Below are 21727 nucleotides of genomic sequence, written 5' to 3'. Positions count from 1 at the left end.
CCGAGCTTTGTGCACCGGGAAAGCCACCGTCAGCAGAGGCTACTGCTGCGACTGCGACGGGTGCTGCGGAGCCTCAACAATGGGGTAGTAGTCGCCTGGACGGCTCCCGTCCGCCGTAGCGATCCCGGCACCGCTGAGGCCGAGCACGGCGCCCGCCACCAGCACCACTGCACTACGGGTAAGACTCTTGAGCCGCATGATTTCTCCTCGCTCTATTCCTCGCGGTCGTTCCGCGTTGATCAACAACCTACTGCGGGCCCGGCCAAGCCGTCCCGCGCAGAACCGGCTTGTAGGGAAACCCCGCATTCGCGTTCCACTGTGGACGCTTCGGGATTCGGCGCGGTTCAGGAAACTACCTCGGTGTAGACGTCCGTGAGCCGATTCCGCAGGGTGTGCGCGGGCGCATCCGGCTGAATCCGGAGTTGTCGGGCAGCGGTGCGCATTGTGGATACCAAACGCTGGGTGTGTTCGAGCCGCAGGTCGTCATCGCCGCGTTCGATCAGCAGCGCACGCCCGGTCGCGGCGTCCACGAGGCGTTCCAGCAGGATGATCGACGGCCACCACACTTCGGCGTTACGCCCGATGGAAGCCGGTTCCATGAGTTGTTGCTGCAGCGTCGCGCGCAGGTCCGACAGTTCGCGGTAGGTGCGCCGCCGCAGCGTCGAGCGGCCCTGCTCGCGGCCGGCGAGTGCCCGCGACACGTACTCCGAGACCGTCTCCACCGCGTCCGCGAGCCTGCCCGCCAGCGCTGGGCTGCGCCCCGGCGGCCACATGAGATAGCCGATGAGCAGCACGATCCCGCAGCCGAGCAGCGAGTCCACCAGCCGCACGACCGGCAGCTGGTCCATGAACAGCTCGCTCTGGTGCATCTGCACCAGCACCACGATCGTCACGACCATGGTGAACATCCCGTAGTGCCTGCTGAGCGCTTCCGGCACGAACGCAGCGAGCAGCACCGTGATCACCGCCAGCGGCCACCCGGCGGGTATGACGGCCAGCAGCACGCTGGCGATCAGAACTCCCACCACGGTGCCGAATCCGCGCAGCACGGTGCGGGCGAACACCGAGCCGGAGTTCGGTTTGAGCACCAGCGCGACGGTCATCGCGATCCAGTAGGACTGCTCGAAGTTCAGCGCCAGCCCGACGCCTTCGGCGACGGCCAGGCACAGCACCATCCGCACCGCCAGCAGCCACCCGGTGCGCCCGATGCTGATGTTGCTGCGCCAGAGCCGGAAGTGTTCACGCGGGCCGAGCCGTTCCTGGAACACCGGCTCGTCGGCGCTCTTCACGCGCAGCCACGCATCGATGAGGTCGGCGATGCCCTGGTCCAGCGCGTGTTCCACCACCGAACCACTCGGCGCCGGGCGGTACCGCGGCAACGCTTGTCCACTTCGGACGCACGAGGCGATGCTGCGCAGCGCCGCGAGCGCCTCGCCGGACGGCCTGCTCCCCGAGTGCGCCAGCGCGACCGACGCCTCGACCACCGGCGTCGCCCGGGCCAGGATCACGTACAGCCGGTCGTGCACCCGGCTGCGGGAAACCGATGCGCCGCCGAGCAGGATGTCGTGCGCTCCGTTGAGCGCTTTCGTGAGGTTCTGCCGCGCGCCGATCGCGGCGCCGGTGCCCGCCGCGTCGAACAACCGCAGCAGCGCGTCGAAGACCCGCGCGACCGCGGCGCGCGCGGGCGCGGTGCGCCGGAACGGCCAGGTGGCCGCGACCATCGCCAGCAGCAGCAACTCACCGGTGACGAACCAGGCGATCTGCTCGTTCGGGGGCATCCCCGTCGAGACGTGGCCGGTCGCCACCACGCAGAACGTCAGCATCTGCGCGCCCGCCGCCGCGCACAGGTCGTTGACCCGGCTGGAGAGCACCGACGGGATCGACACCGCGACCACCACGACCGCCGACCACACCGGCCCCGGCGCGAGCACCCCCGCTGCGAACCCGAAACCGCCGGTGAGCACGGTCAGCCCGACCCGCTTCGTGCGATATCGGTAGGAACCGGTGAGGTCCGAGAAGCTGACGCACAACGCCCCGACCGACACCAGCACGGCCGGCTCCATCCGCTGCACCGCGATGCCGACCACCGCGGGCCCGCCGATGCCGACGGCGGCCGCGACGATCCGGGTCCAGTCCAGCGGCAGCGGCGCGGGACGCAGCATCCGGATCAGCCACGCGGGCAGCGGCGCGCGGGAATTCCGGGTCGCGGTGGGAATCGCATCGCTCTGTGTCACGCACATCCCTTCCCTGGTGGGACTGGCGCGCTCCACGCCGAGCGGCTGGGTTCGTGCATTGTCACGCCGCTGCGTGGCAAGCAGAACTGCGATGTGCAAGCGTCACACGTTGCGGTGCGTCACATCACCGGTTGGGGTCAAGCGAAGGCGTTGATGATCCGCACCGCGATGGACGTGATGAACAGCCAGAACAGCGCGGCGATCCCGTAGTTCACCAATACCGCGAGCTGCGGATCGGCCGGCGTGAACAGGTCGGAGAATCCGAGCGCGAGCGGATCGGACCATTCCGTGATGAACCGCGTGATGCCGTTGTCCGGGTTGGCACCACCGAGGGTGAACACGACTCGCAGCACCAGCAGCAGCGCGATCAGCGTCCCGACCCAGCGGGCCACTGCGGACAGCACACCGACGACGCGCGCCCGAGCCTTCGCCCAGTCGTACGACTGCCGCAGCCGTCGTCGCCCTCCGTTGGGCCGGTCGCCGTCCTGATCACCGGTGGTCACTCCACCGACGTTCTCCGACATGCCGGAAGTGTGGCACGCGGCCACACAGAAAGCTACCAACCGGTAGGCGGCCGGGCCCGCAGCACGCGGGCCCGGACCCAGTCGCTCGGGAAGCCTCGAGGTTGCCCCGCGCAGGGAAGCTCTGCGCCCCATCGGCCGAATCGTTCGTGAAGCATCGTCGGCCGCATTCGGCGCTCAGCCGAAAGCGCGGGCCAGCAGGCTGGTCACGAGGACCCAGAACCCGGCGGCGAGGCCGTAGTCGACCAGCACCTGCAGCTGCGAGTTCCCGGTTTGCACCAGCCCCGGGAAGAACAGCGCGAGCGGCTCGGCGGCTTGGTGCACCGAGTCGATGAACCCGTTCTCGGCGGGGATCTTGAACAGCACCGAGATGATGTGCAGCACCAAGATCACGGCGAACACGAATCCCACACCGGTGATCAGCGTGCCGATCCCGGATCCCTTCTTCTTCGCAGCCATGATCTTCAGTCTGCCCGCCGCCGCCAGCCCCCGATCCCCCGATCGCCGCAGCGCCGCGCTGCGCAGCGGTTCGCTCAACATGTGGGATACCTGGTTGCATCGCGGGCGGACCTCGCGGTTAACCTGGCCGTCGTGGCTCGCGTTCTCCTGCTTCGCCGCCGCGACGGGGTCTGACAGACCGGCCCCTCGTCGCGGGGTAGCAACCTGCCGGTCGCCAGGCTCAGCCGCCAACCAGCAGGAGACGAGCAGATGACTTCGCAAGAGCCGCAGGCCCCCTTCACCGGCGATGTCCGCAAACCTTCCCGGACCGCCCCGGCCGACCAGGCACCGTGGAACCCGCAGCAGGGCAGCTCGATGCCGTTCCACCGCTACCGGCCGTTCCACGAGCTGGTCGAGGACGTATCGGTACCGGACCGCACCTGGCCGGACAACCGCATCACCCGCGCCCCGCTGTGGTGCGCGGTGGACCTGCGCGACGGCAACCAGGCGCTGATCGACCCGATGTCGCCCGCCCGCAAGCGCCGGATGTTCGAGCTGCTGGTGCAGATGGGCTACAAGGAGATCGAGGTCGGATTCCCGGCGGCCAGCCAGACCGACTACGACTTCGTCCGGGAGATCATCGAGGACGGCGCCATCCCGGACGACGTGCGAATCCAGGTGCTCACGCAGTGCCGCCCGGAGCTGATCGAGCGCACTTTCGCCGCGTTGGAGGGAGCGCCGCGCGCGGTCGTGCACTTCTACAACTCGACGTCGATCCTGCAGCGCCGCGTGGTGTTCCGGGAGGAACGCGAGGGCATCAAGAAGATCGCCACGACGGCCGCGGAGCTGGCGCTGGAGTACGCGGGCAAGTACCCCGACACCGACTTCCGGTTCCAGTACTCGCCGGAGTCCTACACCGGCACCGAGCTGTCCTACGCCGTCGAGGTGTGCGACGCGGTCACCGAGATCTTGCAGCCGACGCCGGAGAAACCGGTGATCCTGAACCTGCCCGCGACGGTGGAGATGGCCACGCCGAACGTCTACGCGGACTCGATCGAGTGGATGCACCGCAACCTGTCCCGGCGCGACTCGGTGATCCTCTCGCTGCACCCGCACAACGACCGCGGCACCGGCATCGCCGCCGCGGAGCTGGGCTACCAGGCGGGCGCGGACCGCATCGAGGGCTGCCTGTTCGGCAACGGCGAGCGCACCGGCAACGTGGACCTGGTCGCGCTGGGCATGAACATGTTCAGCCAGGGCGTCGACCCGCAGATCGACTTCTCGGACATCGACCACATCAAGCGGACCGTGGAGCACTGCAACCAGCTGCCGGTGCACGAGCGGCACCCGTGGGGCGGTGAGCTCGTCTACACCGCGTTCTCCGGCAGCCACCAGGACGCGATCAACAAGGGCTTGGACGCGCTGCAGGTGGAGGCCGACCGGGCAGGCGTCGAGCTGGCCGAGCACCGCTGGGAGGTCCCGTACCTGCCGATCGACCCCAAGGACGTCGGCCGCAGCTACGAGGCCGTGATCCGGGTCAACTCGCAGTCCGGCAAGGGCGGCGTGGCCTACGTGATGAAGAGCGAGCACCAGCTCGACCTGCCGCGCAAGCTGCAGATCGAGTTCGCCAAGCTGGTGCAGGCCCGCACCGACTCCGAGGGCGGCGAGGTCAGCCCCGAGGTGATGTGGCAGGTCTTCTCCGAGGAGTACTTGCAGCCGCGGACGCCGCTGGAGCTGGTCAGCCGCTCCTTCACCGGCGGGGAGGGCAACGAGTCCATCACCGCGAAGGTCGTCGTGGACGGCACCGAGCAGGAGATCACCGGCTCCGGCAACGGGCCGATCGCCGCGTTCGTCGACGCGCTGAGCACCATCGGCTACGACGTGCGCGTCATGGACTACAACGAGCACGCGCTCACCGCGGGCGACGACGCCCGCGCCGCCTCCTACCTGGAGTGCGCGGTCGGCGACGAGATCTTCTGGGGCGCCGGCATCGACACCTCCACGGTCACGGCGTCCCTGCGCGCAGTCGTCTCCGCGATCAACCGCGCCAACCGCTGACCGTCCAGCGGAGTTCGCGCCCGCGTTCCCCTGCGCGGGCGCGACTCCCGCCGGTCCGGCTGGGCCGGTCAGCGGTCGAAGTCGCCGCGCTTGATCGCCCCGAGGAAATCGGACCACTGTGGACGGTCGACGGCAAAGTGGCCCGAGGCCGGGAACTTCGAGTCGCGGACCGCGGTCCCCGTGGCGGTGGGCGCGACTTCGACGCAGGCGGTGTGCGGTCCCGAGTGGCTGGACTTCCTCCAGCCGGATGTCAGTGCATCTAACGCAGTCATCTCAACGACCCCGATTCGTTGTGCAGTGCCTTGATGAACTGTACTGACTCATCACGGCCCAGAGCCCTGTTCAGCAGGTCGTCAACAGCGCCCTGGTAGGTCGCGATGACCTTCGCGTTGCTGGTCGAAGACGCAGTGAAGTAGCCCTCGACATGCACCAACGGCCGAGCCTTGTCGTCGTAGTCGAACAACATGAACTCGCCGAGATGCCCCGCGTGCAAGACCTCGGAGCCGGACTCGAGTACCCGGACCGAGATACGTTCGCGCTCCGCGGCACTGATCAGCTGGTCCAGCTGGGCGCGAAGAACCTCGACGCCGCCGATCGGCTCGCGCAGCGCGAACTCACCGACGATGACCGTCAGCTGAGGTGGCCGGGACCGGTTCAGGATTTCCTGTCGCTGCAACCGAACCGCGAGCTTGTTCTCCTTCTCCTCCTCGCCCTGACCGTCCAGCACCGCGTTCGCGTATTCGCGGGTCTGCAACAGGCCGGGGATCACCAGCGGGGCGACTTCGACGATGTTGGCGGCAGTGCTCTCGAACTCGGCCAGCGTGGCGAGTTCTTGGTGGATACCCCTGCCGTAGGTGCTCAGCGTGCTGTCGTCGGCGGCGCTGTGCGCTTCGCGAGCTTGTTCCAGGATGCGTTCGGTCTCGCTGCGGGAGACGGAGAGCTTGCCGAGGTAGCGCGCGATCTCTTCCAACGACGGCAGAATCTCGCCGCTTTCGTAGCGCAGCAGTCGTGTTTTGGCGATCTCCAGGCGTGCCGCCAGCGCCCTGGTCGTGACTCGATCTTGTTCGCGCTTCTTGCGCAGCTCGTAGCCGACCGCGCGGGCTCGCGGGCCGCCACCGGGGATCTTGGCCATGCACGAATCTTAAGAGTCGAGACGGCTTCACCTTTGCGACCCCATGACCAGGATTGATCCACTCGATCAGGGCATTGCGGCTAGATCGGCAACACTGGCTTAATTTGGTCCACGGACCGAACGGTCCATGGACCAGAAAACGACCGCTTGCGGCGACGGCCTTTCCCTCCCCGGCCTGGCGCGCAGCGGTTCGCGGGGTCGGTGAGCATCCCCCGGCATCGGCTCACCGGCCCCGCACTTTCCGAAAGGCGGTTTCGATGCCGTATCCGTTTCACTGGGTTCCGGCCGCTGGGCAGCGGCACGCCACGCTCGATACGCGACCGGGTGGCGGGTATCCGACCGGGATTTCCGTGGAAACTTTATGCGGGGTGCAAATTTGCGCGGATAACTCGGAGTGCGGATGGCTGTGGCCCACCTGCCCGGAATGCGCGCCGGAAACGCGGCGACTCGCCGAGGAATACGCAGCCGCGCCGAAACCGATGTTCGGATGACCGCGCAGGGCTGGATGAGCAGCGTCTACAGCGCGACCTGGCACCGGATCACATCCGGCGGCGGGGCGCCGGTCGCGGCGTGCGGCCATCGGCTCTACGGGCCGGTGCATCGCAGGCTCGACGCCCCGGCGGACGACGTCGCGCGGCGCATTTGCTCCGACTGCCGAAAAAGCGAGGGCCGATCGGGCCTTGCAGCGCATCCGGAAGGAAGGCGCAGCACAGGCGAATAGGTGCACTCGCAACCGTTTCTTCAGAAAACAAATCGTCACCTGCGGTGAGCGGGTCGCGACGATCTGATCCGGCGGCGGAGTCGGCGTTATCACGTTCGGCGCAACGACTCGACTAAAGGAGGTAGTGAAAGCTAGTCCAGCGCCCCCAAAATAGTGAGAGCCGCTGAAGGTTGCGGTGATCTGGCTTACCCCTGGGGATGATCGGGAGGGCGGCCGGTGGGTCAGCGGACTCGTCGGGGCCGGCCGCTTTCCCCGCTCACGGGAAGCTCCCGAGCGAAGTTGATCACGATTCACCACTCGATCGGTCGACGCCACTTGAAGCCGGGCGGTACACGCGGTTCAGTCATCCAGACCGCACAGCCCGAAGTGGACAGGACGACATGTGGCCGAACGGCGAACCGACCGATGACCTCCGATGGCGGATTCCCTGCCGCGACTCCGGCGGCGAGAATCGCACCGTATCGGTGCTGGTCATGGGCGATCGAGTGGCCGTCGTGCTGCCGCCGGGAGACACGGTGATCTTCGACGCGGACGAGGCCGACGACTTCGCCGCCCTGCTGGACGAGGCCACCGGGCACACCGACACCACCTGATCCAGGAGGGCTCGTGGCGCTGATCGACTCGGACCTGAGCTTCGACCCCCGCGACCCCTACTTCCCAGTGCCCGGCACCGACCTGCGCTGGGCGGTGCAGATCTTCACCACCGGCAACGGTTACGGCCTCGACGCCGCGAGCGCGCAGCCGCACGACGGTGGAGTGCGTTGCGACCGGCTCGCGCTGCTCGGGCAGCAGCGGACCAGCGAAGGTGGCGCGGACATCGAACTCCGCCGCACCGGCGACCACCTGGAGTGGTCGATCAACGTGCGCCACCCGGAACCGGTGAAGGCGGTAAAGCTCCTGCTGACCGGGCTGCCCGCGAGCACGCGCGGCGGCTGGTGGGCGGCGAACACCCCGCGCGGGCAGGTGCACGGGGTCGACGGGCAGCGGTTCCAGCTCGAATATCCCGGGCCGGACTGGGCGACACCTTGGGTGGCCGCCGGAGATCTGACGCTCAGCGTGCGGGATCCGCTGGTGCGGCGGCAGATCCTGCACGTACACCAGCCCGCCTACGCTTCGGCGCCGATCGCCGAGCTGGTGCACGTCGCACCGGCCTCGAACCGCACGACGACCTACCAGGTTCCGCCGATCCTGTTGCGCAGCAACGTTTCCGCGCCCGAAACCGACCTCGCGGACCACATGTCCTTTGTGGACCGAACGCATCGGCTGGTGCCCTGGGAACAGCGAACCGACGTGCCGGAGTGGCTGCGCGACATCGCACTTGTGGTCACGCTGCACGGCCAGCACTGGACCGGGTACGTGTTCAACACCTTCCCCGCGATGGCCGAAGCGCTGCGGTTCATCACCCGGCACATCGACGGACACCGGGTGCTCGCCTACCTGCCCGGATGGGAAGGCCGCTACTACCACGACTACCCGAGCTACCGGCCGGGCGAAGACCTCGGCGGCGCGGCCGGCCTGCACGCGTTAGCGGGCACGGCGCGCGAGCTCGGAGTCCGGCTGATGCCGATGTTCGGCGGGCACGGCGCGAACGTCGCGCAATACCCGGACTGGGAGCGCGCGGTGTTCCGCAACGACACCGATCGCTACGTGGAACTGCTGAACCGGCCGGACTGGGACTCCGACCGCAGCGGCGAAGGTGATCAGGTGTTCCTCAACCCCGGCGAACCGGGATTCCGGGAGCACCTGGTGGAATCCGTCTCCGCCGTCGTGTCCGAGTTCGGCGTGGACGCGGCGTTCTTCGACACCGTCGGCTACTGGTTCAACGACCCGCGGCACGAACTCGTGGACGGCTACCGGCGCCTCGCCGACGAGCTGCGGCGCAGGCACCCGGGCCTGCTGCTGGCCGCGGAAGGCTGGTGGGACGCGCTGTCCGGGATCTTCCCGCTCAGCCAGCAGTGGTTCGGAGTCGACCGCGACCTGCGACTGCCGCAGGTGCTCACCCGCTACGCGCGCACCACCGGGCACCTCGCGCAAGGCTCCCCGGGCCGCGGAAGCACCGGGGTGCACGAGAAAGGTTTCGTGCCGCGCCCGCCCGACGTCGAACGCGCCGGGCACATCCCGGTCGTGGGCATCGCCGACGACACGCTGCCCGCGCACGCCGACGAAGTCGCCGCCATCGCCCGCTGGGCGCAGCAGCACGCACCGCGCTGAACTGGTTTCGCACGGCCGCGGATCAGCGAGAACCAACGCACTGCTGCGGCCCGGTGAACGGCGGGCCACCGCGCACGATGGCCCGTCCGCGCGAGCCTCACATCGAACGCCGGCCGGACAGTGCGCGGCCGAGCGTCAGTTCGTCGGCGAATTCCAGGTCGCCGCCCATCGGCAGGCCGGAAGCCAGCCGCGTCACGTTCAGCCCGGGGAAGTCCCGCAGCATCCGCACCAGGTACGTCGCCGTGGCCTCCCCCTCGGTGTTCGGGTCCGTCGCGATGATCACCTCGGTGATCTCGTCCTGCCCGATGCGGGCCAGCAGCTGGCGCACCCGCAACTGGTCGGGGCCGACCCCGGACAACGGGTCCAGCGCGCCGCCCAGCACGTGGTAGCGGCCCTTGAACTCGCGGGTGCGTTCCACCGCGAGCACGTCCTTGGGTTCCTCCACCACGCACACCAAGGTCGGATCACGCCGGGCGTCCTGGCAGATCCGGCAGCGCTCCTGCTCGGCGACGTTGCCGCAGACCTCGCAGAAGACCACGCCCTCCTTGACCTTCTGCAGGGCCTCCTCCAGCCGCGTCACGTCCGCAGGTTCCGCCGCGAGCAAGTGGAAGGCGATGCGCTGCGCGCTTTTCGGACCGACGCCCGGCAGCCTGCCGAGCTCGTCGATCAAGTCCTGGACCGGACCCTCGTACACCGCGCTCCCTCGTCACATGCCGGGCAGGCCGAGCCCGCCCTGGCCGCCCAGCGCGCCGGTGACCGGCCCCATCTTGTCCGCCTGCAGCTGCTGCGCGGCGTTGTTCGCGTCCCGCACCGCCGCGACCACCAGGTCCGCGAGCGTTTCGGTGTCCTCGGGGTCGGCGGCCTTCGGGTCGATGGTCATCGACTTGAGCTCGCCGGTACCGCTGACCACCGCCGAGACCAGGCCGCCGCCCGCGGTGCCGGTGGCTTCCGCGTCGGCGAGTTCCTGCTGCGCGGTCATCAGCTGCTGCTGCATCTGCTGCGCCTGTTCCATGATCTGCTGCATGTTCGGCTGCTCGCCACCCGGTTGCACTGTGGTCCTCCCAGAGCTGTTCTCGTCTCGCCGCTGGGTCCGCCGGTCGAGCCGACCCCAACGCGGGCGCGCGCCCTTGCCGGGCACATCCGCAAGGGTAGTCGTGACCCGCGCGGAGGCCGCGCAACCACTCCCGCAGATCCGCCGCCGCGATCACCCGGCCGCTGGCGGGCCGCTCCAGGCGCATCGGACGAACCCAGCATTCGCGGCACTTCGATCAGCAGCGGAACCGGTGCGCCACAGCACGCATAGTGCGTGACAAGGTGAGCGGCATGGCGGTGGACTTGGCAAGGTTGCTGGGACTGACGAGCTGGCGGGCGTTCGACGTGGACGACGCGGGCCGGGTGCTCGCCGGATCCGACGAATCCGGCTCGACCCAGCTCGTCGAGCTGTCCCCGCTCGGCAAGAACGTCCCGATCACCGCCCTTTCCGGCGCCGTCAGCGGCCGCTACCTGCCCGGTGAGCGGGCCGCGGTGATCCAGCACGACACCGGCGGCAACGAACGCGGCCAGCTGTCGCTGCTGCGGCTGGACCGGCGCCGCACCAAGCCGGCCGAACTCGGCGAACTGCAGCCGCTGGTGCGCGACTCGCGGTACGTGCACCGGCTGCTCGACGTGCTGCCCGGCCGGCTCGTGTACTCCACCAACCGCCGCAACGGCGTCGACTTCGACGTGGTGATCCGCAGCGCGCTCACCGGCGCGGAGCAGGTCGTCTACGACCGCGGCGGCATGGTGCAGGAAGTCGTCGCCACCCCGGACAGCCAGTACCTGGCCTTGACGCTGCCCGGCAACAAGCCGATGTCCGACCAGATCGTGCGGGTCAACACCATGCCCGCCACCGAAGGCGACCAGGTCCGCGCGGTCACCGGTGCCGACCGGCACGCCCGCTGCACCCACCTGCGGTGGATGCCCGACGACTCCGGCCTGGTCGTGAGCACGAACGCGGACCGGGACCACACCGGCGTCGCCCGGATCCACCCGCGCACCGGGAAGCTGACGTGGCTGGTCACCTCCGACGAGCACGACCTGATCGGCTGGCTCTCGCCGGACGGTCGGACGCTGCTGGTGCACACCAACGACGACGGGACGTCCCGGCTCAGCCTGCACGACGCCGCGACCGGCGAGCTGCGCCAACAGCTGCGGCTGCCCTCCGACGGGTGGTGCACCTTCCCGCTGCCGTCGCCGGTGTGGTCGCCGAACTCGCGGCTGGCGGTCCTCTCGTTCAGCGCCCCGGACCTGCCCGGCGACGTGCTGATGATCGACATCGCCGAAGGCACCGTGCACAAGCTGACCGAATCGGCCGGTCCGCTGGCGGGCGAACGGCTGGTCACGCCCACCGCGCACCGGGTGCCGACACCGGACGACGAGCGGGTGCCGTGCTTCGCCTACTCGCCGCCGGAGCCCACCGGTTCCTCGGTGCTGATCATCCACGGCGGGCCGGAAGGCCAGTCGGTGCGCACGTTCAGCCCGATCGCGCAGGCGCTGGCCGCGCAGGGCCACACCGTGCTGGTGCCGAACGTGCGCGGCTCCACCGGCTACGGGAAGCGCTGGTACAGCGCCGACGACGCGCGGGAACGGCTGGTTTCGGTGCGCGACCTGGCCGCCGTGCACGACTGGCTGGGCACGCTCGGGCTGGACCCGGCGCGGGCCGCGCTGTGGGGCGGTTCCTACGGCGGGTACATGGTGCTGGCCGGGCTGGCGTTCCAGCCGCAGCGGTGGGCCGCCGGAGTGGACATCGTCGGGATCTCCTCGCTGCTGACGTTCCTGGAGAACACCTCGCCGTACCGGCGGGCGCACCGGGAGCGCGAGTACGGTTCGCTGGCCGCGGACGCGGACTTCCTGCGCGAGGCCTCACCGTTGACGCACGTCGACGAGATCTCGGCGCCGCTGTTCGTGATCCACGGGGCGAACGATCCGCGGGTGCCGCTGTCGGAAGCCGAGCAGGTCGCGGCCGCGGTGCGCGACAAGGGACTGGAGTGCGATCTGCTCGTCTACGACGACGAAGGGCACGGGCTCGCCAAGCGCGGCAACCGGCTGGACGCCTACCCGCGGGCGATGGAGTTCCTGCGCAGGCACCTGGGCTGAGCCCCGGCGGCCTCAGTCGTCGATGCGGCGCGCGCCGAGTTCGGCGGTGAACAGCTCGACGGCTTCCGCCTCCCGGTTCCGCTTCGGCGCGGCATCGGCCGCCGAGGCGGGCGACGAGCCGGCGATCATGGATTCTTCGTCCTCCTCTTCCGGCGGCTGCGGAGGAGGCGGCGGTGCGGGCTCTTCCGGAGGGGGCTCGTCGTCCGGCGGCGGTTCCGGCGGCGGCGGGATGTCGTCCGAGGACGACCTGGCGCGTCCGCCGCTGCGCTGCCCGCTCGCCTGCGCGGTCCCGCCGCGCTGGTCCTGCTTGCCCTGGTCCGGGTTCGGGCCGCGCCGGCCGTTCTGGCCCTCGCTCGGCGGCTGACCACCGCTGCGCTGCTGCTCAGGACGCTGCTGCTCGGGGCGCTGCTGCTCGGGACGCTGGGTCTGCTGCCGCTGCGGAGCCGGTCGCTGCTGCGACTGCCGCTGCTGCGCGGATGCCTGCTGACCGGCTTCACCGGCCTCCACGCACTGCACCTCGTACTCGCCGTCGGGACCGAGCACCTCGCGCATCGCGTCCCGCACGAACTCGATCCGGTGCTGCTGGGCGAACTGCTTGACCAGGCCGGACGTGGGCATCGACAGCACCAGCGTGCCGTCGGAGAAGTCCTGCACGATGGCGTTGAGCAGCAACGCCTGCGTCGGCCGGTTGCGCTTGGCCACGGCCTGCAGCAGCGCCGTCCACACCTGGCGGACCTTGACCGCGTCGAACCCGCTCGACTGGGGCTGGCTCGGCTGAGACTGGCTCGGCTGGTCCTGAGTCGGCTGGGCCTGGTTCGCCTGCGCCTGCTCCGGCTGAGCCACCGCGGCCTCCGGCGGATCGGAGTGCACCGGCTCTTCCGGCGGCGGAGCCGCCCTGGGCACCGAACTCTCCTGCGGCCGCTTGCCCGCGGAATCCGGCGTCCCCGCGGGCGCTGCCGGAGCAGCAGCTTGCGCGGCCTGCTTCTCCGGCCCGCTCCCGGCCTGCTCGGAACCCGCTTCCTGCGCGTTGTCCTGCCGCTCGCTGGGCCGCTGGTAAACCCGCCGCGAATCCTCCGCGGCAGCGCCCTCCGCGGGCGGCCCCAGCGTCATCCGCCGCTCGACCTGCTCGATCCGTTGCAGCAGCGCGCCTTCCGACTCGGACACGGTCGGCAGCATCATCCGCGCGCAGAGCAGCTCCAGCAGCAGCCGCGGCGCGGTGGCACCGCGCATGTCCTGCAGCCCGGTGTGCACGATCTCCGCGAACCGGGACAGCGTGGCCGCGCCGAGCTGCTCGGCCTGGCTCTGCATCTTGGTGAGCTCGTCGCCCGCGGTGTCCAGCAGCCCCCGCTGCGCCGCGTCCGGCACCGCGTGCAGCAGCACCAGATCGCGCAGCCGGTCCAGCAGGTCGGAGGCGAACCGCCGCGGATCGTGCCCGGCCTCCACCAGCCGGTCCACCGTGCCGTAAACGGCCGCACCGTCCTCGGCCGCGAGCGCGTCGACCATGTCGTCGATCAGCGCCACGTCGGTGACGCCGAGCAGCGCGACCGCGCGGTCGTAGGTGACGCCCTCGTCGCCCGCCCCGGCCAGCAGCTGGTCCAGCACGCTGAGGGTGTCCCGCGCGGAACCCCCACCGGCCCGGATCACCAGCGGATACACCGCGGGCTCGACCCGCACGCCCTCGTCGCCGCAGATCGTCTCCAGCAGCTCCCGCATCACCCCGGGCGGCATCAGCCGGAACGGGTAGTGGTGCGTTCGGGAGCGGATGGTGGTCAGCACCTTGTCCGGTTCGGTCGTGGCGAACACGAAGATGAGGTGCTCCGGCGGCTCCTCCACGATCTTGAGCAGGGCGTTGAAGCCCTGCGTGGTGACCATGTGGGCCTCGTCGATGACGAAGATGCGGTAACGGGACTGCGCGGGCGCGAAGAACGCGCGGTCCCGCAGCTCGCGGGTGTCGTCGACGCCGCCGTGGCTGGCCGCGTCGAGCTCGATCACGTCGACGCTGCCGCCGCCCTCCGGGGCCAGCGCCACGCACGAGTCGCACTCGCCGCACGGGTCCGGCGTCGGGCCCTGCGCGCAGTTCAGCGAGCGCGCCAGGATCCGGGCGCTGGAGGTCTTGCCGCAGCCGCGCGGCCCGGAGAACAGGTAGGCGTGGTTGATCCGCTGCGCGCCCAGCGCGGTCCGCAGCGGCTCGGTGACGTGCTCCTGCCCGACGACCTCAGCGAAGGTCGCCGGACGGTACTTGCGGTAAAGGGCGAGCGCCACGGTCGAGACCCTACGCGGTGCCACTGACGATCCGGATCCGGGCGAGGTCCGCCGCGGCCGGGGAGAAAGTAGGCGGGACCCCGTGCACCCGCCAGAGCCCGCTTACCCTTGCTGCCTCTCGGCCCTGGGGGAGTTCACAGGATGGACGCCGCACGGAGTCCCGCAGATAGTGTAACCCCCGCCGCGCGGCATCCGAACCCCACCCGTCCGGATCATCGAGCGTGCCGGTTATCGCCGGATAAGTCGTTTTCGGGCATCATCATCGCCATGACTCCGCGGATCTCATCGCGCCTCGGCCGCCGCCTGCTGGTGACCGGCGGCGCCGCCGTCGCGCTCGCCCTGACCGCCTGCACCCCGCCCGGGCAGCCTTCGCAGCAGCCGCCGGGCCCCGGCACTCCCCCGCCTCCGCAGCCCGAGACCCCGGGCGCGCACGCGCAGTCCGGCTCGTTCAGCGGGACGCTGGCCGAACCCGGCGGGCAGGGCAACGCGTTCACCTACGACCCGGCGGCCGCTCCGGTCGGCGCGCACGTCGAGACGCAGGTCCACGGCTCGCCGGAAGCCACGACCGTGAACTTCAAGGTGGACGGTTTCCAGCCGAACCGCGGTTACGCGGTGCACGCGCACGTCAACCCGTGCGGGCCGACCGGCGACGCGGCGGGGCCGCACTTCCAGAACCGGCAGGACCCGGCGGCCTCGCCGCAGAAACCGTCGACCGACCCGGCCTTCGCCAACCCGCAGAACGAGATCTGGCTCGACCTGGGCACCGACGCGCAAGGATCCGGCGAGGCGACCACGCAGGTCCCGTTCGGCTTCACCGAACGCGCCCCGAAGTCGATCATCGTGCACGAGGCGCAGCAGACCTCCACCGGGCCCGGCGAGGCGGGCAAGGCCGGTGGAAGGTCGGCCTGCCTGAACATCGAGTCCTGAGCCGGCGGGCCGGTCGGTCGCGAACCGGCCGGCCGTGCAGGAGCCCCGTTTGCCGCGTGACCGGTTGCGATCCGTTCCGCCGGTGCCGCCGAGCCCCCTGCGCCGAACGACGCGACCGCTCACGTACACTTCCGTGCGGAGGATTGGCCGAGCGGCCTAAGGCGCACGATTGGAAATCGTGTTGGGTTAACAGCCCTCACGGGTTCGAATCCCGTATCCTCCGCAGGTCGAAAGGGCCGGGCACAGTACAGGTGCCCGGCCCTCTTTCGTTGCGGGTCTCAGTTCGGGGCCCAGTTGATCCCTCTACGCGAACGTCGGCGTTCCTGACCGGTCCCGCCGGTACCGAGCGGTGCCTAGTCCGGTCCGCGCAAGCCGAGTCCGGCCAAGTATTCCTCGACCTCGGCACGCACCCGCGAGACGCACTCGTCGTACGCGGCGGCCGCGGCCGCCACTCCCGGCAGTCCCGCCACCCGCGCGTTGAAACCGTCCTGATCGTCCCGTTCGACGATCACGAGGTACTCCCGCCCAGCGATCCGCATGTCCCCACCTTCGACCCGGCGACCCCGGTCCCTGAACCCCCGCCACTCGTTCGGCGGCCACCTTTCGACGGAGCCCGTCAGGAGGCCGATCGGACGCAGAGCCCGTCGAGGATCGCGGGCAGCAGCCGTTCGGCGGCCGCACCCCGGTCCGCCTCGGAGAACGGCGAGGTCAGCGCGGCTTCGACCATTTCGAAGACCAGCACCAGATCGGCCGGTTCGAGGTCGGCGCGGATCTGACCGTCCGCCTGCGCCCGCCGGAACGCCGGAGTGAGCGCGCCGATCAGCGAGTCGACGTAGCGGCGCTGATCACGGGAGGACAGCTCGCGGAACAGCTGCACCAGCGGGCGCCGCGCGATCTGGTCGGCCAGCACCAGGTGCATCAAGCAGCGGAAGTCGACCTCTTCGCCGTCCGCGTCGGCGACCCTGCGCAACATCCCGATCTGCTGCGCTGCGACGGCCGCGCCGAGCGCTTGCCGGTCGGGGAAGTGCCGGTAGACGGTGGCCCGCCCGAGACCGGCGCGGCGCGCGATCTCCGCGAGCGGAACCACCTCGGTGCCCTGCGCGAACGCCGCGTCGGCGACCCGCAGGATGGCCTGCCGGTTGCGGCGGGCATCGGTGCGCCGGGACCTCACAGCCGGCGACCTCGCTGTTGCCACACGAAGCCCGATGTTACTCGCGCGTAGTGAGATCAGCGACCCGTTCTTTCTCTCGGTTCAGCTCCATACACTCCCGCCCCGACAGTGATCAGCCGGCGTCCCGCAGTGATCAGGGTCAGCAGAGTTCTCCCGCCGATCCTCGCGTGCGGCGGCCGGCTCACCGCGCGAGGAGCGACTATGCCTGCACTGAGCCGACGTTCCGTGCTCGCCGGCGCTGCGGCCGCCACCGGGCTGTCCGTCGTCGGTGGTCCGACGGCGCTGGCCGGGCCCGCCCGCCGGATCCCGGTGACGCGCGAGGAGCAACGCGTCGTGGTCATCGGATCCGGTTTCGGCGGCGGCGTGACAGCGCTGCGCTTCGCCCAGGCCGGGGTGCCGGTGCTGGTGCTGGAGCGCGGGATCCGCTGGCCGAGCGGGCCGAACGCGGAGACGTTCCCGCGCCCGACCTCGCCGGACGAGCGGATGTCCTGGCTCGGTTCGACGCCGTCGCTGTTCGGGGTTCCGGTGCTGCCGCTCAAGCCCTACACCGGGCTGCTGGAGCAGGTGCCGGGCAACGGGATGGACATCATGTGCGCCGCGGGCGTCGGTGGCGGTTCCCTGGTGTACCAGGGGATGACTCTGCAGCCCACCGCTGAGGTGTTCAACGCCAACTTCCCCGAACAGCTCGATTACGCCCGCATGGACCGGATCCACTACCCGCGGGTGGCCAAGATGCTGCGGCTGCAGACCGCGCCGGACGAACTGCTCAACAGCAAGACCTACAAGGCCTCGCGGGTGTTCGCCCGCAACGTCGAGCAGGCCGGCTATCCGCTCTCGAAGATCCCGATGCCGATCGACTGGGACTACGCGCTGCGCGAGCTGCGCGGCGAGATGAAGCCGTCCTACACCAACGGCGACTGCGCGTTCGGCGTGAACAACGGCGGGAAGAACTCGATCGACGTCACCTACCTCGCCGAGGCGGAAGCGACCGGCCGGGTCACCGTCGCGACGCAGCACAACGTCACCGACGTGGTTATGCGCAAAGACGGCGGCTGGGAGGTCCACGTCGACCGGATCCACACCGACGGAACCGTGCTGGAAAAGAAGATCATCACGACGAAGGCGCTGGTGATGGCGGCCGGAACGGCCGGGACGACCAGGTTGCTGATGCGCTCGGCTGCGAAGGACCAGATCCCGGACATGCCGGACGGCCTGGGCACGAACTGGGGCTCCAACGGCGACCGCATCTACACCTGGACGAACTTCGCGGACGATTTCGGCGCGCCCCAAGGCGGTCCGGTCGTCTACGGCAGCTTGGAATGGGACGACCCCGCGCGGGCGAACACGGTCATCCAGGCTTCGCTGCCGCCGCTGCCGGACCTGCGCACCACGATGCTCGTCGGCTACGGCGTGAGCCAGGGGCGCGGCGAGTTCGTCTACGACTCCGCCAAGGACGACGCGGTGCTGCAGTGGCCCGGCAACCCCGACGCCGAGCTGGCGGAGCACATCGACGAACGGGTTTCCCGAGTCGCGGGCCGCGGCGCCGTGCGGCTCGACACGACCTCGCTGGTGCCCAACACCTGGCACCCGCTGGGCGGGGCTTCGATGGGCACGGTCTGCGACCTCGCCGGCCGCGTCCAGGGCCACCGCGGGCTCTACGTGCTGGACGGCGCGCTGATGCCGGGCAACAGCGCGGCGTGCAACCCCTCGATGACCATCGCCGCGCTCGCCGAGCGCGCCACGGACGAACTGATCGCCAACGACGTGGACGTGGTGTTCTGACGCCCCGGAAACGCTGATTCGAATTGGTCGCGCACGACGGCGTGCGCAGCTCAACGAGGAGTTCCAATGCAGCGCAACCTCCGCCCATTGCGCGCCTGGCGCGTGCTCATCGCAGCCGTCGCACTGCTGTTGTCAGCGCCTTCCGCGACAGCGATCGCCGCACCGGAACAGCGCCCGCCGGGCAAGCCGGACGACACCTTCTACACACCGCCGAATCCGCTACCGGAAGGCGTCAGCGGCGATGTGATCCGCTGGCAGGAACTGCCCCGGCAATTCAACGTCCGGACCTACCTGGTGCTGTACCGCTCGGAGTCCGCCACCGGCGAGCCGATAGCCGTGTCCGGGAGAATTCTTGTACCGGATGTTCCGCAGAATCCGGACGAACCGCGGCCGATCGTGTCGCTGGCGAGCGGGACGCGCGGCGTCGGCGACAGTTGCGCCCCGTCGAAGTTCCAACCGGACTACGAGCGGCCGCTGGTCGAACCGATGCTGCAACGCGGCTGGGCGGTGGCGATCACCGACTACGAAGGGCTCGGAACTCCCGGCGGGCACACCTACGTCGTCGGCCGGTCCGAAGGCCGCACCGTGATCGACGCCGCGCGCGCCGCCACCCGCCTGCCCGCGACCGGACTGAGCTCCGACTCGCCGGTGGCGTTCTCCGGCTACTCGCAGGGCGGCGGCGGTGCGGCATGGGCGGGTGAGCTCGCACCGGAGTACGCACCCGAGATGAACGTCGTCGGCGTCACCGGCGGCGGCGTGCCCGCCGACCTCCAAGCGGTGTCCCGGCAGCTCGACGGCAACGTCGGTTTCGGTTTCCTGCTGATGTCCGCCTTCGGCCTGGACAGCGCCTACCCCGAACTCGATCTCCAGTCGTTCCTCAACGACAAGGGCCGCGAGACGTACGAGTCCGAGCAGGGCGCCTGCGTGGATGCGGTGTTCGGCCACGCCTTCCAGCGCATCAGCGACTTCACGACCAGCAACCCGCTGGCGGATCCCCGCTGGCAAGCCCGGCTGGAGCAGAACAAGCTCGGCTCCGCCCGGCCGCAAGCGCCGGTCTACCTGTTCCACGGCAACGCCGACGAACTCATCCCGCTGGACCAGGCGGCGGATTTGCGCGACCAGTACTGCCGGGCGGGCTCCGAGGTCTCCTGGAAGACGTTCCCGGGCGAGCACGTCAGCACCATGATCACCGCGGCGGGCAGCGTGGTCGACTACCTCGCCGACCGCTTCGAGGGCGAACCCGCACCCAACGACTGCTGACCCCTGCATACCGAAGCCGGTCCCCGCGCACTGCGGGGACCGGCTCGTGCGCTGCACTGCCTACGACATCCCTTCGGCACCATCATTCGCTGTGGCACCGTGCGTGCTGACCTATGCGAGAGGGATACCCGCCATGCTGTACGTCACCGCAGGACTCGCAGTGCTGCTATTGGTGCTCAGCCTCGCTGCCCGAACCGGCACACGCCGTGCTGATCCAGCCGCACAGCGAAGCTGGTACCTAGCCGCTTCAGCAGTGGGCGTACTCACGGCCTTGTCCGCACTTCTTGTTGTTTTCACCGAGTAGCACGGCCCTGGCGGCAGCGACGACGTGTCAGCGGCGAGCGCCCGCCCGAGGGCCGGACGAGACCAATACTGAGACCAACGACGAAGAGCCGGTCCCCGCTGCTCGCGGGGACCGGCTCCGACCGGCGGTAGCGGTGGGATTCGAACCCACGGAGGCTCTCACCTCACGCGATTTCGAGTCGCGCTCCTTAGGCCGCTCGGACACGCTACCGCCGACTAGGCTACTGGACGCCGCAGCGATCTCCGCAGACGGGGTCGATGATCACTCACCCTTGCCCGAACCGCGGAACTTGTCCTGCACGTCCTCCGCGGCACCTGCGGCCTTGTCCTTGATGTCCTGGCCGGTTTCCTTCACCTTGCCTTCGGCCTGGTCGCGTTTGCCCGCGTCGCGGAGCTCGTCGTTGCCGCTCGCGCTGCCGGTGGCCTCCTTGGCCCGGCCTGCGAGCTGCTGGGCCTGGTGCTTGACCTTGTCGAACACGCCCATCGGTCACTCCTTCCACTGGGTCCGTGCATCCCCCGGGTACCCAGCATGATCCGGCGGCACGCATCACCGCTGCCGGTCGAAGAAGCCTTCCAGCAGCGCCGCGCACTCGTCGGCGAGCACGCCGCCGACGACCTCCGGGCGATGGTTGGTTCGCCGGTCGCGGACCACGTCCCACAGCGACCCGACCGCGCCGGTGCGCGGCTCCCACACCCCGAACACCACGCGGCTCACCCGCGCGAGCACGAGCGCGCCCGCGCACATCGTGCACGGTTCGACCGTGACGGCGAGGGTGCAGCCGGCGAGCCGCCAGCCGTCGCCGAACGCGGCCGCCGCCTCGCGCAGCGCCAGGATCTCCGCGTGCGCGGTCGGGTCCGCCAGCAGTTCGCGACGGTTGTGCGTGCGGGCCAGGATCGACCCGTCGGGAGCCGCGACGACCGCGCCGATCGGCACGTCTGCGCTGGGCAACGCGCCGGGAGCGATGTCGAGGGCCGCGCGCACCAGCTCGGTGTCGCGGTCGTTCACTGGTCCAGCTTCTCCAGCAGCCCGGCGAACTGTTCGCCGAACCCGCAGCGCTGGGCGATCATCTCCAGCTGCTCGTCCGGGTACAGGTCGACCTCTTCGATGATCACCAGCAGTTCGCCCTCGGGCAGGCCGATGTCCGAGAGCAGCGCCAGGTTGCCCTCCGGCCACACCTCGTCGTCGTCCTCGTCCGGGGTGTCCGCGCGCAGCAGGTCCAGCACGTCGGCGGCGATGTCGTAGTCGAGCGCCGCCGCGGCGTCCGACAGCAGCAGGTCCACGCCGCCCGGCACCGGCCGGATCAGCACGAAGAACTCGTCGTCCACGTTGCACATGCCGAACACCGCGCCGGTGGAGCGCAGATCGCGCAACGCCGTGATGGTGGCGTCCAACCCGCTCAGCACCGAGCTGTCCAAGGCGCTGCACCGCCACCGGCCGTCCTCTCGCACGACGGCAACGGCGAAGCCCGCGACCGGCTCCTGCCCTGTCATGTGCACACCGTAAATCGTGCGGGTGCCCCCCGAAAGCACTATTGCGCGCTCGTGACCTTCCGCACCGCGATCGAGTCCGAA

General features: G+C 69.9%; 21 protein-coding genes, 2 tRNA genes and 1 other RNA gene. 8 read left to right on the top strand and 16 right to left on the bottom strand.

Going from position 1 to position 21727, the window contains the following annotated elements; all coding sequences use genetic code 11:
* Positions 1-39 precede the first annotated feature (39 nt).
* The 4 genes from INP57_RS01765 to INP57_RS01750 form a co-directional block, all read right to left on the bottom strand.
* Complete coding sequence (locus INP57_RS01765; protein WP_200068211.1) at positions 40-198, bottom strand: hypothetical protein; 159 nt, start codon at positions 196-198, stop codon at positions 40-42.
* A gap of 146 nt (positions 199-344) precedes the next feature.
* On the bottom strand, positions 345-2234 hold the full coding sequence (locus tag INP57_RS01760) for an FUSC family protein (protein ID WP_307849850.1): 1890 nt from the start codon (positions 2232-2234) through the stop codon (positions 345-347).
* 137 nt (positions 2235-2371) lie between these two features.
* The gene (locus INP57_RS01755) at positions 2372-2758 is read right to left on the bottom strand and encodes a hypothetical protein (protein ID WP_200068209.1); all 387 of its coding nucleotides are present in this window, start codon (positions 2756-2758) and stop codon (positions 2372-2374) included.
* Positions 2759-2932: 174 nt separating this feature from the next.
* Positions 2933-3295, bottom strand: coding sequence for a hypothetical protein (locus INP57_RS01750; RefSeq protein WP_233626593.1), 363 nt, complete (start codon positions 3293-3295; stop codon positions 2933-2935).
* A gap of 168 nt (positions 3296-3463) precedes the next feature.
* On the opposite strand from INP57_RS01750, the gene leuA reads away from it, so the two are divergent.
* On the top strand, positions 3464-5251 hold the full coding sequence (leuA, locus tag INP57_RS01745) for a 2-isopropylmalate synthase (protein WP_200068208.1): 1788 nt from the start codon (positions 3464-3466) through the stop codon (positions 5249-5251).
* Between the two features lie 68 nt (positions 5252-5319).
* Here leuA and INP57_RS01740 read toward each other — a convergent pair whose 3' ends face one another.
* Both INP57_RS01740 and INP57_RS01735 read right to left on the bottom strand, forming a co-directional pair.
* Entirely contained in the window at positions 5320-5523 is a 204-nt protein-coding gene (locus INP57_RS01740) for a DUF397 domain-containing protein (protein WP_200068207.1), read from the bottom strand.
* Complete coding sequence (locus tag INP57_RS01735) at positions 5520-6383, bottom strand: helix-turn-helix domain-containing protein (protein WP_200068206.1); 864 nt, start codon at positions 6381-6383, stop codon at positions 5520-5522. Before INP57_RS01735 ends, INP57_RS01740 begins: the two co-directional genes overlap by 4 nt.
* 257 nt (positions 6384-6640) lie before the next feature.
* Between INP57_RS01735 and INP57_RS01730 the strand changes: the two genes are divergently transcribed.
* Both INP57_RS01730 and INP57_RS01720 read left to right on the top strand, forming a co-directional pair.
* Positions 6641-6874, top strand: coding sequence for an HC3 family zinc finger protein (locus tag INP57_RS01730; protein ID WP_200068205.1), 234 nt, complete (start codon positions 6641-6643; stop codon positions 6872-6874).
* Between the two features lie 836 nt (positions 6875-7710).
* Positions 7711-9315 carry a hypothetical protein gene (locus tag INP57_RS01720; protein WP_200068203.1) on the top strand — a complete coding sequence of 535 codons (1605 nt, stop codon included), beginning with the start codon at positions 7711-7713 and terminating at the stop codon, positions 9313-9315.
* A gap of 97 nt (positions 9316-9412) precedes the next feature.
* Here INP57_RS01720 and recR read toward each other — a convergent pair whose 3' ends face one another.
* The gene (recR, locus tag INP57_RS01715; RefSeq protein ID WP_200068202.1) at positions 9413-10009 is read right to left on the bottom strand and encodes a recombination mediator RecR; all 597 of its coding nucleotides are present in this window, start codon (positions 10007-10009) and stop codon (positions 9413-9415) included.
* A gap of 12 nt (positions 10010-10021) precedes the next feature.
* Complete coding sequence (locus INP57_RS01710) at positions 10022-10339, bottom strand: YbaB/EbfC family nucleoid-associated protein (RefSeq protein WP_233626592.1); 318 nt, start codon at positions 10337-10339, stop codon at positions 10022-10024.
* A gap of 299 nt (positions 10340-10638) precedes the next feature.
* On the opposite strand from INP57_RS01710, the gene INP57_RS01705 reads away from it, so the two are divergent.
* Complete coding sequence (locus tag INP57_RS01705) at positions 10639-12450, top strand: alpha/beta hydrolase family protein (RefSeq protein ID WP_200068200.1); 1812 nt, start codon at positions 10639-10641, stop codon at positions 12448-12450.
* Positions 12451-12462: 12 nt separating this feature from the next.
* Here the strand turns inward: INP57_RS01705 and INP57_RS01700 are convergent, their stop codons facing one another.
* Positions 12463-14712: a DNA polymerase III subunit gamma and tau gene (locus INP57_RS01700; protein WP_200068199.1), complete on the bottom strand. Its 2250-nt coding sequence runs from the start codon at positions 14710-14712 to the stop codon at positions 12463-12465.
* A 68-nt stretch (positions 14713-14780) separates the two neighbouring features.
* Positions 14781-14877: signal recognition particle sRNA small type (gene ffs / locus INP57_RS01695), an RNA gene on the bottom strand.
* A 102-nt stretch (positions 14878-14979) separates the two neighbouring features.
* On the opposite strand from ffs, the gene INP57_RS01690 reads away from it, so the two are divergent.
* Together INP57_RS01690 and INP57_RS01685 are read left to right on the top strand one after the other, a co-directional pair.
* Positions 14980-15639 (top strand): superoxide dismutase family protein, encoded by a 660-nt coding sequence (locus INP57_RS01690; protein ID WP_200068198.1) that lies wholly within the window; start codon positions 14980-14982, stop codon positions 15637-15639.
* Positions 15640-15776: 137 nt separating this feature from the next.
* Positions 15777-15862, top strand: a tRNA-Ser gene (locus tag INP57_RS01685).
* A gap of 130 nt (positions 15863-15992) precedes the next feature.
* On the opposite strand, the gene INP57_RS01680 is transcribed toward INP57_RS01685, so the two are convergent.
* Complete coding sequence (locus INP57_RS01680) at positions 15993-16178, bottom strand: hypothetical protein (RefSeq protein ID WP_200068197.1); 186 nt, start codon at positions 16176-16178, stop codon at positions 15993-15995.
* 77 nt (positions 16179-16255) lie between these two features.
* Positions 16256-16810 (bottom strand): TetR/AcrR family transcriptional regulator, encoded by a 555-nt coding sequence (locus INP57_RS01675; protein WP_200068196.1) that lies wholly within the window; start codon positions 16808-16810, stop codon positions 16256-16258.
* Between the two features lie 201 nt (positions 16811-17011).
* Between INP57_RS01675 and INP57_RS01670 the strand changes: the two genes are divergently transcribed.
* Entirely contained in the window at positions 17012-18592 is a 1581-nt protein-coding gene (locus INP57_RS01670; protein WP_200068195.1) for a GMC oxidoreductase, read from the top strand.
* A 66-nt stretch (positions 18593-18658) separates the two neighbouring features.
* A complete protein-coding gene (locus tag INP57_RS01665; RefSeq protein WP_200068194.1) occupies positions 18659-19852 on the top strand; it encodes a lipase family protein in 1194 nt (397 codons plus the stop codon).
* Between the two features lie 429 nt (positions 19853-20281).
* Here INP57_RS01665 and INP57_RS01660 read toward each other — a convergent pair.
* The 4 genes from INP57_RS01660 to INP57_RS01645 form a co-directional block, all read right to left on the bottom strand.
* Positions 20282-20366: transfer RNA gene (locus INP57_RS01660), tRNA-Ser, on the bottom strand.
* Positions 20367-20417: 51 nt separating this feature from the next.
* Entirely contained in the window at positions 20418-20639 is a 222-nt protein-coding gene (locus INP57_RS01655) for a CsbD family protein (protein WP_200068193.1), read from the bottom strand.
* 63 nt (positions 20640-20702) lie between these two features.
* Positions 20703-21161: a nucleoside deaminase gene (locus tag INP57_RS01650; RefSeq protein WP_200068192.1), complete on the bottom strand. Its 459-nt coding sequence runs from the start codon at positions 21159-21161 to the stop codon at positions 20703-20705.
* Positions 21158-21646, bottom strand: coding sequence for a tRNA adenosine deaminase-associated protein (locus tag INP57_RS01645; RefSeq protein WP_200068191.1), 489 nt, complete (start codon positions 21644-21646; stop codon positions 21158-21160). Before INP57_RS01645 ends, INP57_RS01650 begins: the two co-directional genes overlap by 4 nt.
* Positions 21647-21727: the final 81 nt, after the last annotated feature.

This window comes from Saccharopolyspora galaxeae, assembly GCF_016526145.1.
GTDB classification, from domain to species: Bacteria; Actinomycetota; Actinomycetes; order Mycobacteriales; family Pseudonocardiaceae; genus Saccharopolyspora_C; species Saccharopolyspora_C galaxeae.
The sequence above is the reverse complement of the archived record's forward strand: the minus strand, read 5'-3'. Positions and strand labels throughout refer to the sequence as shown.

What these genes read in the sequence shown, in the direction of transcription:
- leuA (WP_200068208.1), top strand. Translation starts at nt 3,464, where the DNA reads ATGACTTCGCAAGAGCCGCAGGCCCCCTTCACCGGCGATGTCCGCAAA.
- INP57_RS01680 (WP_200068197.1), bottom strand. Translation starts at nt 16,178, where the DNA reads ATGCGGATCGCTGGGCGGGAGTACCTCGTGATCGTCGAACGGGACGAT.
- INP57_RS01750 (WP_233626593.1), bottom strand. Translation starts at nt 3,295, where the DNA reads ATGTTGAGCGAACCGCTGCGCAGCGCGGCGCTGCGGCGATCGGGGGAT.
- INP57_RS01730 (WP_200068205.1), top strand. Translation starts at nt 6,641, where the DNA reads ATGCCGTATCCGTTTCACTGGGTTCCGGCCGCTGGGCAGCGGCACGCC.
- INP57_RS01710 (WP_233626592.1), bottom strand. Translation starts at nt 10,339, where the DNA reads ATGCAGCAGATCATGGAACAGGCGCAGCAGATGCAGCAGCAGCTGATG.
- INP57_RS01740 (WP_200068207.1), bottom strand. Translation starts at nt 5,523, where the DNA reads ATGACTGCGTTAGATGCACTGACATCCGGCTGGAGGAAGTCCAGCCAC.
- INP57_RS01665 (WP_200068194.1), top strand. Translation starts at nt 18,659, where the DNA reads ATGCAGCGCAACCTCCGCCCATTGCGCGCCTGGCGCGTGCTCATCGCA.
- INP57_RS01655 (WP_200068193.1), bottom strand. Translation starts at nt 20,639, where the DNA reads ATGGGCGTGTTCGACAAGGTCAAGCACCAGGCCCAGCAGCTCGCAGGC.
- INP57_RS01645 (WP_200068191.1), bottom strand. Translation starts at nt 21,646, where the DNA reads ATGACAGGGCAGGAGCCGGTCGCGGGCTTCGCCGTTGCCGTCGTGCGA.
- INP57_RS01735 (WP_200068206.1), bottom strand. Translation starts at nt 6,383, where the DNA reads ATGGCCAAGATCCCCGGTGGCGGCCCGCGAGCCCGCGCGGTCGGCTAC.
- INP57_RS01670 (WP_200068195.1), top strand. Translation starts at nt 17,012, where the DNA reads ATGCCTGCACTGAGCCGACGTTCCGTGCTCGCCGGCGCTGCGGCCGCC.
- INP57_RS01690 (WP_200068198.1), top strand. Translation starts at nt 14,980, where the DNA reads ATGACTCCGCGGATCTCATCGCGCCTCGGCCGCCGCCTGCTGGTGACC.
- INP57_RS01705 (WP_200068200.1), top strand. Translation starts at nt 10,639, where the DNA reads ATGGCGGTGGACTTGGCAAGGTTGCTGGGACTGACGAGCTGGCGGGCG.
- INP57_RS01755 (WP_200068209.1), bottom strand. Translation starts at nt 2,758, where the DNA reads ATGTCGGAGAACGTCGGTGGAGTGACCACCGGTGATCAGGACGGCGAC.
- INP57_RS01765 (WP_200068211.1), bottom strand. Translation starts at nt 198, where the DNA reads ATGCGGCTCAAGAGTCTTACCCGTAGTGCAGTGGTGCTGGTGGCGGGC.